At 47.4% G+C, this 16,215-nt stretch carries 15 protein-coding genes; 7 read left to right on the top strand and 8 right to left on the bottom strand.

Annotated features, from left to right (window positions below; genetic code table 11):
* Positions 1 to 7: 7 nt before the first annotated feature.
* The gene (locus BUB18_RS18910; protein ID WP_178372157.1) at positions 8 to 1,375 is read left to right on the top strand and encodes a murein hydrolase activator EnvC family protein; all 1,368 of its coding nucleotides are present in this window, start codon (positions 8 to 10) and stop codon (positions 1,373 to 1,375) included.
* On the opposite strand, the gene bshA is transcribed toward BUB18_RS18910, so the two are convergent.
* A complete protein-coding gene (gene bshA / locus BUB18_RS18905; protein ID WP_073084114.1) occupies positions 1,372 to 2,517 on the bottom strand; it encodes an N-acetyl-alpha-D-glucosaminyl L-malate synthase BshA in 1,146 nt (381 codons plus the stop codon). The two genes, BUB18_RS18910 and bshA, sit on opposite strands and share 4 nt — an antisense overlap.
* A 195-nt stretch (positions 2,518 to 2,712) precedes the next feature.
* Here bshA and BUB18_RS18900 point away from each other — a divergent pair, with 195 nt between their 5' ends.
* Positions 2,713 to 4,086: a M20/M25/M40 family metallo-hydrolase gene (locus BUB18_RS18900; protein WP_073084112.1), complete on the top strand. Its 1,374-nt coding sequence runs from the start codon at positions 2,713 to 2,715 to the stop codon at positions 4,084 to 4,086.
* Between the two features lie 25 nt (positions 4,087 to 4,111).
* Entirely contained in the window at positions 4,112 to 4,507 is a 396-nt protein-coding gene (locus tag BUB18_RS18895; protein WP_073084110.1) for a hypothetical protein, read from the top strand.
* Between the two features lie 68 nt (positions 4,508 to 4,575).
* Here the strand turns inward: BUB18_RS18895 and BUB18_RS18890 are convergent, their stop codons facing one another.
* The 5 genes from BUB18_RS18890 to BUB18_RS18870 form a co-directional block, all read right to left on the bottom strand.
* Positions 4,576 to 5,280: an SAM-dependent methyltransferase gene (locus tag BUB18_RS18890; protein WP_073084108.1), complete on the bottom strand. Its 705-nt coding sequence runs from the start codon at positions 5,278 to 5,280 to the stop codon at positions 4,576 to 4,578.
* Positions 5,280 to 6,044, bottom strand: a complete 765-nt coding sequence (locus BUB18_RS18885; protein ID WP_073084106.1) for an EI24 domain-containing protein — start codon at positions 6,042 to 6,044, stop codon at positions 5,280 to 5,282. Before BUB18_RS18885 ends, BUB18_RS18890 begins: the two co-directional genes overlap by 1 nt.
* 147 nt (positions 6,045 to 6,191) lie before the next feature.
* Positions 6,192 to 7,208, bottom strand: coding sequence for a PorP/SprF family type IX secretion system membrane protein (locus BUB18_RS18880; protein WP_073084104.1), 1,017 nt, complete (start codon positions 7,206 to 7,208; stop codon positions 6,192 to 6,194).
* Positions 7,209 to 7,377: 169 nt separating this feature from the next.
* Positions 7,378 to 8,031: a uracil phosphoribosyltransferase gene (gene upp, locus BUB18_RS18875; RefSeq protein ID WP_073084102.1), complete on the bottom strand. Its 654-nt coding sequence runs from the start codon at positions 8,029 to 8,031 to the stop codon at positions 7,378 to 7,380.
* Between the two features lie 44 nt (positions 8,032 to 8,075).
* A complete protein-coding gene (locus tag BUB18_RS18870) occupies positions 8,076 to 9,917 on the bottom strand; it encodes a YfbK domain-containing protein (protein ID WP_073084100.1) in 1,842 nt (613 codons plus the stop codon).
* Between the two features lie 107 nt (positions 9,918 to 10,024).
* Between BUB18_RS18870 and BUB18_RS18865 the strand changes: the two genes are divergently transcribed.
* Complete coding sequence (locus BUB18_RS18865; RefSeq protein WP_073084098.1) at positions 10,025 to 11,119, top strand: anhydro-N-acetylmuramic acid kinase; 1,095 nt, start codon at positions 10,025 to 10,027, stop codon at positions 11,117 to 11,119.
* 54 nt (positions 11,120 to 11,173) lie between these two features.
* On the opposite strand, the gene ade is transcribed toward BUB18_RS18865, so the two are convergent.
* The gene (gene ade / locus BUB18_RS18860; RefSeq protein WP_073084097.1) at positions 11,174 to 12,805 is read right to left on the bottom strand and encodes an adenine deaminase; all 1,632 of its coding nucleotides are present in this window, start codon (positions 12,803 to 12,805) and stop codon (positions 11,174 to 11,176) included.
* A gap of 99 nt (positions 12,806 to 12,904) precedes the next feature.
* Here ade and BUB18_RS18855 point away from each other — a divergent pair, with 99 nt between their 5' ends.
* Positions 12,905 to 13,639 carry an outer membrane lipoprotein-sorting protein gene (locus tag BUB18_RS18855; protein ID WP_143159999.1) on the top strand — a complete coding sequence of 245 codons (735 nt, stop codon included), beginning with the start codon at positions 12,905 to 12,907 and terminating at the stop codon, positions 13,637 to 13,639.
* Positions 13,640 to 13,723: 84 nt separating this feature from the next.
* Here the strand turns inward: BUB18_RS18855 and BUB18_RS18850 are convergent, their stop codons facing one another.
* Positions 13,724 to 14,728: a helix-turn-helix transcriptional regulator gene (locus BUB18_RS18850; protein ID WP_178372156.1), complete on the bottom strand. Its 1,005-nt coding sequence runs from the start codon at positions 14,726 to 14,728 to the stop codon at positions 13,724 to 13,726.
* A gap of 100 nt (positions 14,729 to 14,828) precedes the next feature.
* On the opposite strand from BUB18_RS18850, the gene BUB18_RS18845 reads away from it, so the two are divergent.
* Both BUB18_RS18845 and BUB18_RS18840 read left to right on the top strand, forming a co-directional pair.
* A complete protein-coding gene (locus tag BUB18_RS18845; RefSeq protein ID WP_073084092.1) occupies positions 14,829 to 15,182 on the top strand; it encodes a hypothetical protein in 354 nt (117 codons plus the stop codon).
* 281 nt (positions 15,183 to 15,463) lie between these two features.
* Positions 15,464 to 16,099 (top strand): peroxiredoxin, encoded by a 636-nt coding sequence (locus BUB18_RS18840; RefSeq protein WP_073084090.1) that lies wholly within the window; start codon positions 15,464 to 15,466, stop codon positions 16,097 to 16,099.
* Positions 16,100 to 16,215 lie beyond the last annotated feature (116 nt).

Here is a 16,215-nt window from a genome sequence, read left to right as displayed (position 1 = left end):
TTATTGTTTGAGAAAGTTGATCCCTTTCATAATGGCGCTATGCCTGTTACCCGCCGTGCTCATGGCACAGCGGAGTAAGCAGTCACGTGCAGCCCTGGAAAACAGAAAGGAACAGCTGTTGAAAGAAATAGCGGAAGCTACCCGCGCCCTCCAGGAGACCCGGAAAAGTACCCGGCAAAATCAATCCCTGCAAAAAGAATTACAGGCTAAAATCAGCTCCCGCAACGAGCAGATTAAAGTGATCAATACAGAGCTGAGCCAGATTGAAGGCGACATCGCCAACACCAGCAGCAATGTGGAAACACTGGAAAAAGAAGTAGACTCCCTGCGTGCCCGCTATGCCCAGCTGCTGGTGTACAGCTATAAATCCCGCACCAACTACGACGTACTCAACTTCCTGTTTTCTGCCACCAGCTTTAACGATGCCTTACGCCGGTATGAATACCTGCGGCAGTATCGCGAAAGTAAGCGCCGCCAGGCGGAAAGTATGTTGTCGACCCGGCAACTGTTGGGAAAGAAGCTGGCCGAATTACATGAACAACGCAAAGCCAAGACGGGTGCCCTATACGTAGAGCAGCGCCAGAAAATACAGCTGGTCAACGACCAGAAAGAAACCGCTCAAACCATCAGGGAGCTGCAGGACAAGCAGAAAGATTTGCAGCAGAGCATTGCGAAAAGCAAAGCGGAGGCGAAGCAGATAGATAATGCTATCCAGGCAGCTATCCGCAGGGAAATTGAAGCGGCACGCCGCAAAGCTGCTGCAGAGGCGGCGGAGCGAAAGCGTATCGCTGCTGCCAAACGTAAAAAGCAGCAGGAAGAAGCTGCCCGCAAGGCATTGGCCGCCCGTAAAGCTGCCGCTAAAAAAGGTGTGAAGCCACCACCAGAGCCTAAGGTAAAAGAAGAGCCGGAAGAGAAGGAAACCTCCAGCGAAGATGTGCTGGTAGCCTCTCCGGGTGAACTTACCCTCTCCAAAAACTTTGAAGCCAACCGCGGGCGACTGCCATGGCCGGTTTCTGCCGGACGTATTGTTGGTCACTTCGGTATGGGCATGGTTGGCAAGGTAGAAAAGGAATACAGCGGAGTGGTATTTCATACCAGCGTTGGCGCCGCGGTGAAAGCCATTTTCGAAGGCGAAGTGATCATGGTATTTAACATCCAGGGATCAGGGTATATGGTGACGCTGCGACATGGAAAATATTTTACCAACTACGTACACCTGCTGGATGTGAAAGTGAATAAAGGAGCGAAAGTAGCCAGGGGACAAACTTTAGGCGTTGCTGCCGCCTCTCCGGGCAGCAGCAACGGCCAGATTGAATTGCAGATATATAAGAACGTGGTGAAGCAGAATCCTGAAAGATGGATCCGTGCCCGTTAGAGCAACTGCGTCTGACGCTGATTTTCCAGCACCTGTTCGTATAAAGCCTCGTATTGAGGAATGATATTGTCGATATGGAAGCGCTGCGCCTGTGCCCATGCACCTTTGCGCACACGTGCCAGCAGCTCTTCGTCCTGGAGGAGGCGAATCGCATGCTTAGCCATGGTATCTACGTCACCTACATCTCCCATATAACCTGTAACACCCGGTATGTTAATTTCCGGTAAGCCGCCAGCGTTAGAAGATATCACCGGTACTTCCGATGCCATCGCCTCCAGGGCCGCCAGTCCAAAGCTCTCATAATCCGAAGGCAGGATGAACAGATCACTGATAGACATTACATCTTCCAGTTGTTCCTGCTTACCTACAAAGCGGATATCATCGCATAAACCAAGCTCCCTGCACATACATTCGATGGTTGGCCTGTCAGGGCCATCACCTACCAGCAGCAGTTTAGCCGGCATGGCTTCTCTTACCTGTTTAAAGATCATAATCACATCCGGTACACGTTTTACCTTACGGAAGTTGGAAACGTGCAGCAGCACTTTTTCCCCGTTTGGCGCAATGGCCTTGCGGAAGTGAGGCAGCTCGCGGCGACTGAATCGCTGGGTATCCACAAAGTTGTAGATCACAGAGATGTCTTTTTCTATCTGGAAAGATTTATAGGTTTCATCACGGAGATTTTCCGATACCGCGGTAATGGCATCTGACTCATTGATGGAGAAGGTTACCACCGGGGCATAGGTTTTATCCTTACCTACCAGCGTGATATCAGTTCCGTGAAGGGTGGTGATAAATGGAACTACACGACCCTGTTTAGCCACGATCTGCTTGGCCATATATGCAGTAGATGCATGTGGAATGGCATAATGAACGTGGAGGAGGTCCAGCTTCTGATTAATGATTACATCCACCATGGTACTGCTGAGCGCCGACTCATAAGGTGGAAAATCGAACAGTGGGTATGTAGGGACCTGTACTTCGTGATAATAAATGTTCGCGTGAAACGCGTTGAGCCTAACCGGCTGCTGATACGTGATAAAGTGGACCATGTGGCCTTTGTCGGCCAGAGCTTTTCCCAACTCTGTAGCCAGTACGCCACTACCACCGTATGTAGGATAACATACTATTCCAATACGCATGATTTGTTATTTAAGCCTAAAAACGAAAGCCCATAGTATGAAAAACAGTAATACGTGCCCTTATCAGCTGTTATCCATAAATGCATCTGCAAAGGTAAGGCACCTAAATCAATTCCCCGAGCCGTTTAAACCATTTTATTGTTATTTGTAGGCTGGGGACAATTAATTAGTTTTATCGCCCAAACAGACCGCTTTATGAGGAAATACCTTTTGCCAATTTTCCTGGGCTGTGCTGTACCCGCATTGGTGTCGGCTCAGCAGCAGGACTCAGTGATATTCAGACAGATAGCTGATGAAGTACTCACACATAGCACCGCATACGACAATCTCCGGGTGCTCACCAAAGAGGTGGGAGGCCGGCTGGCAGGATCGCCGGGTATGGTGAAGGCCGAGCACTGGGGCGTAGCCGCCCTGAAGGCCGCCGGAGCTGATACAGTATACCTGCAGGCCTGCATGGTACCGCATTGGGTAAGGGGCGCCCGCGAAGAAGCCCGCATTATCTCCAAAAGGAGAGATTATACACCCCCTTTAAACGTCCTGGCACTGGGTAACTCCGTAGGCAGTGGCGAGGGAGGGGTGACTGCCCCAGTCCTGGAAATATCTTCCTACGAGGAGCTGGAGGCCAGGAAGGACGAGGTCAAAGGAAAGATCGTATTCTACAACTATCCTTTTAACCCGAAATTCATCAAAACATTCCATTCCTATGGCGACGCCGTGAAATTCAGGGGTAGTGGTGCCAGCAGGGCTTCCAAATACGGAGCATTGGCAGTAATTGTACGTTCTATGTCGCACGGCGCCAATAATGAGCCACACACGGGTGCCATGCAGTATGATACCGCTTATCCAAGGATCCCGGCAGTGGCTATCGGGTTACAGGATGCGGACAGGTTGAGCCAGCGTATCAAAGACGAGCCTTCCGCACAGGTGTTCCTGAGAACAAATTGCAGGATGCTGGCAGATACTATCGGTCACAATGTGATCGGGGAGCTGAAAGGCAGTAAATATCCGGATCAGTATCTGACCGTAGGCGGTCACCTCGACTCCTGGGATGTTGCTGAAGGAGCACATGATGATGGCACCGGCTGCGTACAGTCCATTGAGGTGCTGCGTACCTTCAAGGCGCTGGGCATTAAGCCGGAGCGTACATTGCGCGTAGTACTGTTTGCCAATGAAGAAAATGGTACCCGCGGAGGTAAGAAATATGCACAGGTGGCCAAAGAACGCGGCGAAAAGCACATCTTTGCACTGGAAAGTGATGCCGGCGGTTTTACACCACGTGGATTTATGATGACCATGAGCGATGAGCAACGGGCCAAAGTAAACGCATGGCGTCCGCTGTTCTTACCATATGGCATATACGATTTTGATGAGCCGGGCGGCGGAGTGGACGTAGGTCAGCTGAACGCAGCAATAGGTGCACCTATGGCCGAACTTTCGCCGGACTCCCAGCGTTATTTTGATATTCACCATGCCCCTAATGATGTGTTTGAAAATGTGAATAAACGTGAACTTGAACTGGGCGCATTTGCAATGGCTGCACTGCTGTACATGGTGGATAAAAGTTTCTAACATTCACTAATAAACACATAACCCTATGGGCCGATTTGTATTCATCGTCGTTTCAGTCATTGTTTTAATCCTGGGCGGCATCTTCTTTTATAAATTTTATTTCGTATTTGGAAAGGGAGTAAAGGCAGGAGAATTAAACTACTTTGTACAGAAAGGATATATCTTCAAAACCTATGAAGGAAAGCTGATACAATCGGGCTACAAGGGCCAGGTGGCAGGTACTATCCAGAGCAATGAATTCCAGTTTTCAGTTACCAACGAGCGTATCGCACAAAAGCTGATGACCGCTTCCGGTAAATGGGTGGAACTGAGTTATAAGGAATATCTGGGTGCGATTCCGTGGAGAGGCTTTAGTCCGTTCATAGTAGACAGTATTATCTCTATAACCGACCAGCAAACTGGTAAACGCATTGTAGAATAGATTACGGGCCGTAGGCCCGGCACCAAAACGAAAAAGGGACGGAACCGCAGGTTCCGTCCCTTTTTCGTTTATTCTGAATCAAGCAGAAAAATCGCCGGTTTCTTATGCAATTCCGGCAATGCCTTTTTCCACTCCTTCACTGTTTTGGTCCGGATAAATTCTTCCGGGCCGGTAATATCCGCGGCCACACATACTTTCGTATGCTCCTTACAGTTATCCAGGATATCTTTTAACAGCTGATTATTTCTATAGGGTGTTTCAATAAAAAGCTGCGTCTGTTTTTTCTTTTGTGATTGCAGTTCCAGCTCCTTAATAGCTTTAATTCGCTCATGTGGTTTAATGGGCAGGTAGCCAACAAACTGGAAATGCTGGCCGTTCATGCCGGAGGCCATCAGGGCCAGCAACATAGAGTTGGGGCCAATCATAGGAATCACCGGCGCTTCAATGGTATGGGCGGCTCTCACGATCAGATGCCCCGGGTCGGCTACAGCAGGGCATCCCGCCTCACTGATGACACCAATATCGATACCCTGGCGGAGAAACTTTTTAGCCGCTTCTGTGTCGGGCAGCTGGTTTTCGTTCATGGGCAGCAGTTGCAATGCATCGATATTAATACTGCGGTCCAGCGCTTTCAGGTACCGGCGGGCTGTCCGCTCGTTTTCCACATAAAAAACGGTGAGTTTCCTGGCTACCTCGGTAACGTAAGGAGGTATACTGTATAAGGCATCAGCACTCAGCACGGTAGGAATCAGGTACACTTTGCCAGTAGTCATTATCGAATTTTTTTGTTTTGTAAATCAATGGTAGCCGCAATTACAGCGTAAGAAGGGGCCAGTATCCAGCCGGCCACAGGAATCAGCATAAACAGGTAAAACACAATACCATTACCCAGTGCCATGCCCCTGTGCTGACGTATAAACGTTATACTTTGTGACATGTTCATTCTGTTCCGCTCGCAGCTATAATCCATCATGGAAAAACCATAGAAATAAGCTTCAATGAAAAAGCCGATCATTGGCGTGATCCAGCCTACCACGGGTACAAACGATACCAGTAGTAAGATGAGGATAGCGGCCGTTTGGTACACAATGTTGCGGCACGACATTTTTATCCCCCTGAAAATATCTGCAAACAGCTGCTTCCAGCTAAATGGGAAATCTTTATGCTGGATGATAGATTCCGTTTTTTCCGAGAGGTACGCAAATACCGGGGAACCAAGGATCAGGAAAAAATATTTGAAATAAGAGAAATACCAGAATACGAAAATAACCTTGACACTAAATGCTACCAGCAAAAACAGGAAACTTATCCAGCTGCTTTCAACATCCTGCACCCATTCAGTGATATGGAATAACCGGGTAAGATATTCGACAAACTCGCCTGAATAGCCCCACACAAAATAAAAGCCTGCAAAAAACAACAAGCAATAAATGATTCCTGGGATGAGAATCCACTTCCACAATTTATGCTGCATGATAAAATGGTGCGCCTTACCGTAAGCCTGAAAAGCGGACAGCACCTCTCTGAATGAAAACAAGTGTGTTCAGTTTTAGTGTAAATAGATTGAGTTTTTCCTCTAAAGCTAAGGTGCAACGAAACTAGCGAAAATCCACCTAATAAATAAGCCCGATCAATACGACCGGGCTTATTTGTTATGAAATATCTTGCTTTTGTTACGAATGTCTTAGAATCGCGGACACAGCGTTTTGTACTTGTTCATCGAATTGCGGGAGTGGATGTAAATCAGGGAAAGTTCCAGACCTCCTCTGTAATTGGATGCCGGCTTCAGACTGGATACGTTGGTATCGTAGGTGAGGCCTACCTGGAAACCTTTTATCTCCAGGCCAATGTAAGGAATCACCGCATCTTTCCAACGATACCAGCTACCTACATAAAATACAGTTGGTTTATCATCCGTGTCGTCCATGGTAAAGCCGTAAGCGCCGCCAAAAGTGAATTCTGTAGCAGTGCTTTGTTTCATATACAGGATGCTACCGTGAATTCTGTTTACCCCATTGATCGGTGCAGAACCGCCACCATGGAGCGTCCAACGGTAGCTAAGCCTGTTCTGTGTTTGATCCATAAACGATTCTGTAGGCTGCGTGATATGATAGTACGAAGCACCCATGTAAATGTTGGATGATTCGCCAATGAGGCCATTGTACAATATACCGATGTTGGGATCGAAGTATGAAATCTTAGGATTGATCAGCGTTTCACCACTTGGTATAGAAGGATTATAGCCGTTGTTATCAATCTGATTTTCGAAACGCAGTTTCTCATTATCCACGCGCTTCTGCACCAGCGTTCCCTGTAAACCGATCGCAATGGTGTGATTTCCTTCCGGGTCCAGCCCCTTGTGATAGGCTGTGCTGGCACTCAGAAAAGTGGAGGTAAGTGCACCTCCGCCACTACGGTCATACATGGCCATCAGGCCCACACCCCAGATGTCAGTATAGCTAATTACGTTTTTCAGGATACCAAAATCAACCGCTGCAGTTCCGGTAACGAAAGGTGTAGATATACTTCTCCATTGTGATCTGTAGTTGCCTGACAGGCGGTAATCACCTGAAAATAAACCTGTAAACGCCGGGTTAAGCGTCATTGGTGAGGCAAAAAACTGGGAGAAGTGCGGGTCTTGCGCCCGCAAGGCGTTGTTCAGACTAAAAAATATGGTCAGGAATAGTAAAGCTCTTTTCATATGGCAAAGCTTGTAGCATAGGGTTTATGCAATAATGGTGAAGGTACACCAATTAAGTCATATTTCAAATTAAATCCATGTATAAAAAGAAATATAGGCATAAAAAAACGGATATACGGAATTTTAATAAGTATCAATTCCGTATATCCGTTAAACGTTAAAATAACGACTATTGTTGTAATTTATTTCCAAAAGCCAGGTCGCCAGCATCGCCTAAACCCGGTACAATGTAGCCTTTAGCTGTCAGTTCATCATCAATATCTCCTGCCCAGATGGTAAGGTTCGCTTTCGTGTTTCTTAACACATATTCAATACCCACGGTGCAGGCAATAGCCACTACCAGGTGAATATGTGTTGGTTTACCGATTTCTTCCAGGTGCTCGATGGTTTTTACAAGTGAGGCACCGGTGGCCAGCATCGGGTCGGAAAGGATAAGTACCTGACCTTCAATAGAAGGACTGCTTACATATTCCAGGCTGATATCGAAAGAGCCATCATGATTATGCTTGCGGTAAGCGGAAATAAATGCATGGTCGGCTTTGTCAAAATAATGCAGCAAACCCTGGTGTAAAGCTAATCCTGCCCTGAGAATGGTAGCCAGTACCGGTTGCGATTTCAGGACGCGGCAGTTGGCTATACCCATAGGGGTGGTCACCTCTTTCTCTACGTATTCCAGCGTTTTGCTGATTTCATAGGCGGCCACCTCACCCAGGCGCTCCATGTTACGCCTGAAACGCATACGGTCGTGCTGTACGTCCACGTTTCTGATTTCACTCAGCCATTCACCTACCAGCGAATTAGTTTCACTTAAATTTATTATCATTTGCTTTGCCTTTGAGGCGGCAAATTACCGAAAATTGTTGATTCTCATTTTTGCAGCAACTGGGCTTTTTTCACTAACTGCTGATACTCAGCTCTATAGCCTTCGGGATCGTTTTCACGGGTATTAGCCGCCCATTTCAAAACCTGCTCATAGCTGGCCTCTCCCTGGAAGGCGGATTCACGCAGCAGCTGCCCAAAGGCTGCTACCGAAGCGGCCAGGCGAAAATCAGTGTCCATGCTTTCAAACGGTTTGGACTGATAATGCAACACCTGTTGTACCAGGCTGCTGGTATTGGAATCCGGCTCTTTATACCGCATTTTCACCGTCAGCACCTCCGTACGGTTGCCGAGAATTTTAGCCTCCTGGTACTTCAGGGGATCCACCCAATTTACCTCCTGACCTTTTACACCACCGGCAGGCACAATTTCATATAATGCAGTCACGGTATGTCCTGCCCCCATGTCACCAGCATCTTTTTTATCATTATTAAAATCCTCTGCCTGTAATAGCCTGTTTTCATATCCTACTAACCGGTACGACTGCACGAAGTTAGGATTGAACTCTACCTGTAACTTCACATCCTTGGCAATCGTGAACAGGGTACCACCAAATTCAGTCACAAAAATTCTGCGGGCTTCTTCGTAATTATCTATGTAGGCGTAGTTGCCATTTCCTTTGTCGGCAAGCGTTTCCAGGTTTACATCTTTCAGGTTGCCCATGCCAAAACCAAGAACAGACAAAAAGATTCCTTTATCTTTTTCCCCTTCAATGAGTCGCTGCAGTTCACCACTGGAGGAGGCGCCCACGTTGAAATCGCCATCTGTAGCCAGTATTACCCTGTTGTTACCTTTAGGTAAATAGTTTTCTCTGGCAATTTTATATGCCAGGGAGATGCCAGCGCCGCCGGCAGTAGAGCCACCGGCCTCTAATTGTTCCAACGCGGCTGTAATTTTTTCTTTCTGATTTCCATGGGTAGATGGTAATACCACACCGGCAGCACCTGCGTACACCACTATCGCTACCCGGTCCTGCGGGCGTAATTGTTTAATCAGCGCGCCAAATGCTTTTTTCACCAGGGGCAGTTTGTTCGGTGCTTCCATTGAACCGGATACATCCAGCAAAAACACGAGGTTACTGGCTGGTATATCCTTATTATCTACCAGCTTGCCCTGTATACCAATTCTAACCAGCTGGTGGCGGGAGTTCCAGGGGCATACGCTCATGTCCGTTACAATAGCCACCGGATCTTTGCCTTTAGGCTGCGGATAGTGATAATCGAAGTAATTGATCATTTCTTCCACCCGTACGGCATCAGCAGGGGGAAGGTCGCCCCCGTTCAGGTACCGGCGCACATTGCTGTAGGCAGCGCGGTCCACATCGGCACTGAAAGTGCTCAGTGGCTGATCCTTTACGGCATGGAAAATATTTTCATTGATAGGGGCGTAGGCCTCAGTTTCACCATAGTTGACCGACGGTGCACTGTAGCGCGTCATGGGAGCGGCCGAAGCTACGGACATCTCCACCTGTGCAAACCTTTGTTTCACCATGTTCCGGTTGGAGTCTTCCATCGCCATCACGCGTTTTGCAGGCCTGCGTACCAGCGTAATCGCCACAGCTGTGATATTTTCCTTTATGACCATTTCCCGGCGGGGATAGCCGGAGGCCACAATTTCAATAGTGGTGGCGGTTTTAGGGATCATGAGCTGCCAGTTGCCCAGCTTGTCGGAGGCAGTCATCACATCTGTGCCTTTAATCCGTACCACCGCATTTACAATAGGTGTTTTGGCAGTACTGTCTTTTAACGTACCCTTAATAAGCCTGGACTGCGCCAGGGAGCAGATACTAATCAGCAGCATTACTGCCAGGAGGGGGAATATCTTTTTCATGACTGATAGTTTTTCTGTTGGCATGATGCACCTCCTTCCCGCGATTCCATAAAACCCCTGAAAAAAACTTTGGGGAGATACTTTACCTTTGCTGGAAATTTTTTCAGATGGTTTACAATGTGATAGGCACTATGTCGGGCAGCTCACTGGACGGATTGGATATTGTGTTTGCAGAGCTGACAGAGGTGCGCGGACAATGGACATACGTTATCAAGGCTTCCGAAAGTCTTCCTTATGAGCAGGAATGGGTAGAGAAACTGGCCCATGCCACGGAGCTGCCGGCCCGTGACTACCTGCTGCTGCACAGTGAGTATGGCCATTATTCCGGCCATCGGATCAAAGCGTTCATAGAAAAGAATAACCTGGATCATAAAGTACATTTCATTGCCTCCCACGGCCATACTACCTTTCATGTGCCTGCCGGCAAAATGACGGCTCAATTGGGCGAGGGTGCTGCCATTGCTGCGGTCACCGGTTTGCCCGTGATCAGCGATTTACGCGCGATGGATATAGCATTGGGAGGTCAGGGTGCCCCTATTGTTCCTATCGGTGAAAAGTATTTATTCCCTGGATTTCAATACTGGCTTAACCTGGGCGGCATCGCCAATATTTCGGCGCTGCTGCCGGAAGGCTTTACAGCCTTTGATATTTGCCCTGCCAACCGCGTGCTGAATGGCCTCGTGGCTGCGCTGGGCCGCGCTTACGACGATGGGGGGCAGCTGGCTGCCGGCGGTGTTACTGACGAGGCGCTGCTTACCCGACTGAATGCCCTGCCGTACTATGCTGAACCATGGCCAAAATCGCTGGCTAACGATTTTGGAACCGGTACCATTTTGCCAATGTTCCAGGAACTGAAAATATCTGTACAGGGTAAACTGAGCACCTACGTGGCGCATATTGCTGCGCAGGTAGCGAAGTCTGTAAGTGAATTAAAGCATAAAATGACAGATCCATCCGCACCGGCGAAAATGCTGATTACCGGTGGTGGCGCCTTTAATACTTTCCTGGTGAACTGCCTGCGGGAGCAACTGGAGCCGCTGGATATCGAAGTAATAGTGCCGGATGAGCAAACTGTGAGTTGCAAGGAAGCCCTGGTGATGGCTTTGATTGGTGCGCTACGCTGGAGGCAGGAGGAAAACGTGCTGTCGTCCGTGACTGGCGCCAGCCGCGATAGCATTGGTGGCGCACTGTGGATTAACTAAATGATTGATTTTTCAATAAGCAAATGGCCGGATGCATATCCGGCCATTTGTATTTTATTCAGGTTGTACAAAGGTAAAAGTATCTCCGTCAAATAATCCCAGGTCGCTCAGCTTCAAATGCGGTATAACCAGCAAAGCCATAAACGACAAGGTCATGAAAGGAGAGGCGAGTGGTGACCCCAGCTCTTTCGCGGCTTTATCCAACGCCTTGTATTGTGCTGCAATCGTATAGCCGTCGAGGTTACTCATCAAACCAGCTACCGGCAGTGCCAATACTTCTGCATTACCGTCGCGCACCAGGCTGATGCCGCCTTTGGCTGCTATCACTGCGTTCACTGCTTCACAGATGCTGTTATCATCCGTGCCTACTGCAATAATATTGTGGCTGTCATGTGCCACTGATGAAGCGATGGCGCCGTGTTTCAATTCGAATCCTTTAATAAAACCCAGTGCTGGCGTAGTGTTCCGGTACCTGTTTACCACGGTGAGTTTGAGTATATCCTGGTTTATATCACCGGGGAGATGGCCATCTTCAGCTTTCAGTACAGCGCTGAGTTTATTGGTAATCAGTTCGCCTTCAATGGCACCAATTACAGGTACTTCCTGTTCGCTTTGGCGGGCAGGAATTCGAAATGCAGCAGGAGTTTTAGGTTCGCAATCGAAGTTATTAACAACATCCGCAACTACTGACTGGATGAGTGTTTTACCATTTTCCGCTACTTTGATTCCGTTGATCCATGTACCCAGCACATTGAAATCTTCCAGGTTATCTACCCATATAAAATCGGCGGCATCTCCTTCTCTCAATAGCCCATTATCCAACTGATAATGCAGTACAGGATTTACACAGGCTGCACGTAGTGTTTTAAACAGGTCCATACCCTTTGCCAGCGAGCGTTTTACGAGCACGTTGATGTGCCCGTCTTCCAGGCTGTCGGGGTGTTTATCATCACTGCAGAACATAATTTTTTCGTAATAATCCGGCAGCAATGGAATCAATGCCTCGAAGTTTTTGGCAGCACTGCCTTCACGAATGAGGATGTGCATGCCGTAGGATAATTTCTCCCGGGCTTCTTCTATGGTGAAACATTCGTGATCCGTGCTGATACCCGCGTTGATGTAGTTACGGGCATCTTCGCCGCGCAGGCCGGGTGCATGACCATCTACCGGTTTATTCATGGATTTGGCAGCAGCAATTTTTGCCATTACTTCCGGATCGTGATGCAGTACGCCGGGGAAGTTCATCATTTCCGTGAGGTACTTAATATCATTGCGAAGCAGGAGCTGCGCAACATCTTCGGCAGTAACGGTGGCGCCGGCTGTTTCGAAAGTGGTAGCCGGTACACAGGAGGGTGCGCCGAAGTTAAATTTAAAAGGAACCGTTTTACCGTTATCGAGCATATATTCCACACCAGCTACACCTAAAACATTGGCTATTTCATGCGGATCGCTGATAGTGGCAACTGTACCGTGTACTACCGCCATGCGCGCGAATTCTGAAGGAATGAGCATAGAACTTTCCACATGTACGTGTGCATCGGTAAATCCCGGCATAATATAGCCATCACAGGGCTTTTCCAGGCGTGTTATCTTATTGATCCGACCGTCTTGCACCTGCAGGGTAGCAGGGTATATTTCCTGTTGAAGTACATCTACCAGGTTTCCGGTAATTTCAAATTTATTCATATTGTAAATCTAATCATTAGCACGGAGTTTGACAGAAAGGATAGAGGGAGAATTTGGTGGAAACGTTTTTATGTTATCTTTATTCGATAAATTATGATTATGAAACCAGTTAAGTATCTGAGTGTTTTGGTGTTGCTGATGGTGATGGCCGTAACGAGTACGTATGGTCAGTCGCTCACCGACATTTTAAATAAACACTATGCAGCAATGGGTGGAGTAGCTAAGATTTCAGGAGTTAAGACCCAGTATGTGGAAGGTGTTACCCTGGCGCAGGGTCAGGAGATACCCTTTAAAAAGTGGGGGCAGAATAATAAGGCCATGCGCCTGCAATTCGAAGTGATGGGCACCAGCAATGTGCAGGTGCTGAACCAGAAATCCGGTTGGATCTGGATGCCGGTAATGGGCCAGCTGAGCCCGGAGGATATGGATTCTGCTACTTTTAATGCCATGAAAGGCATGCTGGATATTTCCGGTAGTGAACTATATGATTATGCTGCAAAAGGCAAACAGGTAGCATTGGTAGGTAAAGATACCGTAGAAGGTAAGCCTGCCTACAAGCTGAAAGTGACTACCAAAGAAGGAAATGTAGGTTATGTATTTCTGGATGCAGGCAGTTATTACATTGTGCGGGCATTAAACTCTGTAAAAATACAAGGCAAAGAGCAGGAATTGATTTCAGAATTTGCTGATTACAGCAAGAATTCCGAAGGTTATGTGTATCCTGCTACCAGTACACAGGGCGGCGGTATGATGACGCTGAAGATCAACAAAATGACGGTGAATCAGCCAGTGGCCGACAGCTTATTTATCAAGCCTAAGCAACAGCAGCAGTAAGGATTATCAGATTATATTTTTACGGGGAGAACGCAAGCATGCAGCTTTCGTTCTCCCCGTAATATTTTGAACGTTTCTTCGGCGTTATTTATAATTCTTCAACATGTGCTGTGCTTCTTCCTTCATCTTATCGGCCAGCGACTGTGGCTGCAGCACTGTTACATTAGCACCGTAACTCAGCAGCGTCATGATCAGTTCGGGATTTACTACGACCTGCAGGGAGATATGGCATTCCCTTGCCGTATCCTTTAATACTTTCTGAGAAGCATGGATTGGCTGTGATTTAATGTATTTGGCCTGTCGCGGTGTGAACGACAGCAGCACTTCTTCCGGATCTCCATCGGATACAGTGATACCTATAGCGTGTTTGAAATAGCTGGCATCATCGAAGTTTTTTTGATCAAAGTGTTTCATGGTTGGCCATATTTCCACTACCCGGTCCAGGGCGAACGTAAGTACTGCACCGCCGCGGGTTTGCTGACTTTTACCGATGAGATAAAAACGATGTTGGTATTCCCGCAGGTGATATGGCTCTACCCAGTGTTCTTTTGGCTCATCGCGGTCGAAGCTCTGGTAGGCGATACGGATTATTTCCAGGTTTTTGATAGCATCAACGATGAAGGGAATATGCTCAGCGCCTTTATATTGTGTGGTGCGCGCAAATTTAATCAGTCCCTGGTTTTGCAGCGCTTCCCTGTTGATTTTCAGGCTGGCTGCAATTTTCAGGATCGAGTCTTCGAATTGTTGTACCACCGGCAGGCTCCTGAACTGTTCCAGTATACCGATGGCTATTTCCAGGCCTTGCAGGTCAGCTTCTTCAATAGGGAGCTGGCTGATGGAGAAGTTTTCATCAGCATAGCGGTATGTTTTGCTGGCCCGGTCGTAAACGATGGGCGCCATGTAGTTGAGTTCCGGGTCCTGGCGCATGTCCTGTATATCTTTCTGTATGGTACGGGTAGACAAAACGGCATCCATTTTTTCAGAAACATACTCTATCAGGTTTTCCAGGGTAGGCTTTGGCAGTCTTTTGTTGCGTAATCGCTCATCTATCCAGCGGTATCGCGATACTGCATCTTTATTCTTTGGCACTAACAAAAAAATTTGGATTAAAAGTACAGAATTGTTTTCACTACGCATATCCTCTGCGTATCGGCCTGGTATTTTTGTATTGTAATTAAATCCTAAGGCAATGAACACAGCACGTACAATCAGTAGTCGGCAGCCGCTTCCAATTGGTGCTATTCTGCAGCAGGTTAACTGGCTGGAGATGGAAGAAGTTGCGGAAGAAAAGGGAAAAATAATCGCTTTACCAGTAACACCGCAGGAACCGGAAAAACCGGGGCTTCCACCAGCGGCCCGCAGGGATATCAACAAGCAGATAAGGCGTTGTGTAAAGGCTTTGGAACGTAATTACGACCTATACCTTGGATACCTTGAATTGGAGCTGGAAGATGCTGCTGCCCGTCAGGAGGCGGAGCTGACAGATGACATGAAGTTCAGCCTTGCCTATTATGCCTGGCAGCTGCATCATGCCGCCTCCTGAAAATATTAATGATTTTTTAAGCCAGGCTGAAATAGCCGGTTGCAGGAGGGCCTAACTGCGGCCTTGTTGCAACGCCGGTACTTGTTAACCCCACTAACAGCCTGGCTGTCAAAGCTTTTATCCAGATGAATTAACCCTTATTTGTCCTTGTTTGATAACCCTTGTTTGTTAACCCTTTTTATTCCGCCCATCACAAAGGCTTGAAAAAAAATAAAAAGTTCCTTTAAAGTCTATAACTTTTATAGGAAAATGCTATTTTTGGTCAAGTAAATCGTAAAACTATGAGTTTAAGACTGGGCGACACAGCTCCCAACTTTACAGCTAGAACGACATTAGGAGAAATAAATTTTTACGATTACCTTGGAGACAGCTGGGGCGTACTTTTCTCGCATCCCGCAGATTTTACACCAGTATGTACTACCGAGCTCGGAAAAACAGCATTACTTAACGGCGAGTTTGCTAAACGCAATGTTAAAGTGCTGGCCCTCAGCGTAGATCCATTGGATAAACATCAAAGCTGGATAGGTGATATCAACGAAACACAAAATTGTGACGTTACCTTCCCTATCATTGCTGACGAAGACAAAACAGTGGCGAACCTGTACGGCATGATTCATCCTAATGCCTCAGAAACTTTTACTGTCAGATCCCTGTTTATCATCGGACCAGACAAAAAAGTAAAACTCACAATCACTTACCCTGCCTCTACCGGCAGAAACTTCTTTGAAGTACTGAGAGTGATTGACTCCCTTCAGCTTACCGCGCAGTACAGTGTTGCTACGCCTGCTGACTGGAAAGACGGTGAAGATGTTATCGTTACGGCAGCAGTGCCTACCGCCGACATCCCTGAACGTTTTCCGAAAGGCCACAAAATCATTAAGCCTTATCTGAGAACTACACCACAACCAAACAAATAATTATACCGGAATCTTTACTCCACCACCAGGTAAAGGTTTTATCCGATAAAGATTTTTTAATGGTTGGTTTTTGATTTTTACGAAACGGGGATTTCTCCCCGTTTTTTTTGTGCCCA

The organism is Chitinophaga jiangningensis, from assembly GCF_900142605.1.
Taxonomy (GTDB): domain Bacteria; phylum Bacteroidota; class Bacteroidia; order Chitinophagales; family Chitinophagaceae; genus Chitinophaga; species Chitinophaga jiangningensis.
The sequence above is the reverse complement of the archived record's forward strand: the minus strand, read 5'-3'. Positions and strand labels throughout refer to the sequence as shown.